Raw genomic sequence first — 2,769 nt, 5'->3', positions numbered from 1 at the left:
TTGGTTAAGTCCTCGATCTATTAGTATCAGTCAGCTCCACATGTCGCCACGCTTCCACCTCTGACCTATCAACCTGATCATCTTTCAGGGATCTTACTAGCTTGCGCCATGGGAAATCTCATCTTGAGGGGGGCTTCATGCTTAGATGCTTTCAGCACTTATCCCGTCCGCACGTAGCTACCCAGCTATGCCTTTGGCAAGACAACTGGTACACCAGCGGTGCGTCCATCCCGGTCCTCTCGTACTAAGGACAGCTCCTCTCAAATTTCCTGCGCCCGCGACGGATAGGGACCGAACTGTCTCACGACGTTCTGAACCCAGCTCGCGTACCGCTTTAATGGGCGAACAGCCCAACCCTTGGGACCGACTACAGCCCCAGGATGCGATGAGCCGACATCGAGGTGCCAAACCTCCCCGTCGATGTGGACTCTTGGGGGAGATAAGCCTGTTATCCCCGGGGTAGCTTTTATCCGTTGAGCGATGGCCCTTCCATGCGGAACCACCGGATCACTAAGCCCGACTTTCGTCCCTGCTCGACTTGTAGGTCTCGCAGTCAAGCTCCCTTGTGCCTTTACACTCTACGAATGATTTCCAACCATTCTGAGGGAACCTTTGGGCGCCTCCGTTACTCTTTAGGAGGCGACCGCCCCAGTCAAACTGCCCACCTGACACTGTCTCCCACCCCGATAAGGGGCGCGGGTTAGAATTTCAATACAGCCAGGGTAGTATCCCACCAACGCCTCCACCGAAGCTAGCGCTCCGGCTTCTCAGGCTCCTACCTATCCTGTACAAGCTGTACCAAAATTCAATATCAGGCTGCAGTAAAGCTCCACGGGGTCTTTCCGTCCTGTCGCGGGTAACCTGCATCTTCACAGGTACTATAATTTCACCGAGTCTCTCGTTGAGACAGTGCCCAGATCGTTACACCTTTCGTGCGGGTCGGAACTTACCCGACAAGGAATTTCGCTACCTTAGGACCGTTATAGTTACGGCCGCCGTTTACTGGGGCTTCGGTTCAAAGCTTCGCTTGCGCTAACCTCTCCCCTTAACCTTCCAGCACCGGGCAGGTGTCAGCCCCTATACTTCGCCTTGCGGCTTCGCAGAGACCTGTGTTTTTGCTAAACAGTCGCCTGGGCCTATTCACTGCGGCTTTTCCGGGCTATTCACCCTAAAAAGCACCCCTTCTCCCGAAGTTACGGGGTCATTTTGCCGAGTTCCTTAACGAGAGTTCTCTCGCACACCTTAGGATTCTCTCCTCGCCTACCTGTGTCGGTTTGCGGTACGGGCACCTTACATCTCACTAGAGGCTTTTCTTGGCAGCGTGGAATCAGGAACTTCGGTACTATATTTCCCTCGCCATCACAGCTCCGCCTTAATGGAAACGGGATTTGCCTCGTTTCCGGCCTAACTGCTTGGACGCGCATATCCAACAGCGCGCTTACCCTATCCTTCTGCGTCCCCCCATCGTTCAAACGATGTATAGGTGGTACAGGAATATCAACCTGTTGTCCATCGCCTACGCCTTTCGGCCTCGGCTTAGGTCCCGACTAACCCTGAGCGGACGAGCCTTCCTCAGGAAACCTTAGGCATTCGGTGGAAGGGATTCTCACCCTTCTTTCGCTACTCATACCGGCATTCTCACTTCTAAGCGCTCCACCAGTCCTTCCGGTCTGACTTCAACGCCCTTAGAACGCTCTCCTACCATCGACACCAAAATGGTGTCAATCCACAGCTTCGGTGATACGTTTAGCCCCGGTACATTTTCGGCGCGGAGTCACTCGACCAGTGAGCTATTACGCACTCTTTAAATGGTGGCTGCTTCTGAGCCAACATCCTGGTTGTCTAAGCAACTCCACATCCTTTTCCACTTAACGTATACTTTGGGACCTTAGCTGGTGGTCTGGGCTGTTTCCCTTTCGACTACGGATCTTATCACTCGCAGTCTGACTCCCAAGAATAAGTATTTGGCATTCGGAGTTTGACTGAATTCGGTAACCCGTTGGGGGCCCCTAGTCCAATCAGTGCTCTACCTCCAATACTCTCATCTTGAGGCTAGCCCTAAAGCTATTTCGGAGAGAACCAGCTATCTCCAGGTTCGATTGGAATTTCTCCGCTACCCACACCTCATCCCCGCACTTTTCAACGTGCGTGGGTTCGGGCCTCCATTCAGTGTTACCTGAACTTCACCCTGGACATGGGTAGATCACCTGGTTTCGGGTCTACGACCTCATACTCATTCGCCCTATTCAGACTCGCTTTCGCTGCGGCTCCGTCTTATCAACTTAACCTCGCATGAAATCGTAACTCGCCGGTTCATTCTACAAAAGGCACGCCATTACCCATTAACGGGCTTTGACTACTTGTAGGCACACGGTTTCAGGATCTATTTCACTCCCCTTCCGGGGTGCTTTTCACCTTTCCCTCACGGTACTGGTTCACTATCGGTCACTAGGGAGTATTTAGCCTTGGGAGATGGTCCTCCCTGCTTCCGACGGGATTTCTCGTGTCCCGCCGTACTCAGGATCCACTCAGGAGGGAACGAAGTTTCAACTACAGGGTTTTTACCTTCTTTGACGGACCTTTCCAGATCACTTCATTTACCCCGTTCCTTTGTAACTCCATGTTGAGTGTCCTACAACCCCAAGAGGCAAGCCTCTTGGTTTGGGCTAATTCCGTTTCGCTCGCCGCTACTCAGGAAATCGCATTTGCTTTCTCTTCCTCCGGGTACTTAGATGTTTCAGTTCCCCGGGTCTGCCTTCAGTCTTCAGT

At 52.8% G+C, this 2,769-nt stretch carries 1 rRNA gene; it reads right to left on the bottom strand.

The window, feature by feature from the left end:
* Positions 1-2,769, bottom strand: a 23S ribosomal RNA gene (locus AC1DVK_RS26635); the annotation flags it as partial.

The sequence above is a fragment of the Peribacillus sp. P4_B1 genome, from assembly GCF_056402395.1.
Note: the sequence above shows the minus strand (reverse complement) of the source record. Positions and strands in the feature narration are given on the sequence as shown.